Source organism: Acidovorax sp. KNOB132 (assembly GCF_057541515.1).
In genome coordinates this window covers 1-749 of sequence record NZ_BAAJYT010000614.1, presented here as the reverse complement: position 1 = coordinate 749, position 749 = coordinate 1, and the positions used below count along the sequence as shown (strand labels likewise).

Below are 749 nucleotides of genomic sequence, written 5' to 3'. Positions count from 1 at the left end.
GGGGCGGCGCGCTGGCCGCCGGGTGGCGGAACGTACGCGGCCGCGGCCGGGCCGTGGGGCTGCAGCGCGGGGGCGGATGTGTTGGCGGCGGACGGAGCGGATGGGGCAGGCGCGGTGGCGAGGGACATGGACCGGTGGGGATGAAGTGGAAAGTGGGCAGTATCAAACCTCAACTAAACTTGAGGTCAACCCTGGGCGACTTTTCGACTTTTGCCGTCGCCGCTTCGCTCCCGACGCTTGCCATGCCACCAGCCCGCTCTGCCCGTCCGCCCCGTGCCACGCTCCCACCGGCATCCCCCGCCGTGCCCGGCCCCACGCCCGAACTGACGGTCGGCGAAGTCGCCGCGCGCAGCGGGCTGGCGGTGTCGGCGCTGCATTTCTACGAATCCAAGGGGCTCATCGCCAGCGTGCGCAGCACGGGCAACCAGCGGCGCTATCCGCGATCGGTGCTGCGGCGCGTGGCGGTCATCAAGGTGGCCCAGCGCATGGGCGTGCCGCTGTCGGGCATTGCCGAAGCCTTGCAGGCGCTGCCGCAGGGGCGCACGCCGACGGCGGCGGACTGGCGGCGCATGTCCGCGGCGTGGAAGAGCGATCTGGAAGACCGCATCCGCATGCTGACGCAGCTGCGGGACCAGCTCGACGGCTGCATCGGCTGCGGGTGCCTGTCGCTCAAGGACTGCCCGCTGCGCAACGCGCAGGACCTGCTGGCCCAAGCCGGCCCGGGGCCGCATTTCGAGGCGGCCGCGGCC

1 protein-coding gene is annotated in these 749 nt (G+C 72.4%); it reads left to right on the top strand.

The annotated features are described in order from the left end of the window. Positions 1-242 precede the first annotated feature (242 nt). Positions 243-749, top strand: a 507-nt coding sequence (soxR, locus tag AC27IO_RS25015; protein ID WP_498741318.1) for a redox-sensitive transcriptional activator SoxR, incomplete at its 3' end; no start/stop codon positions are given.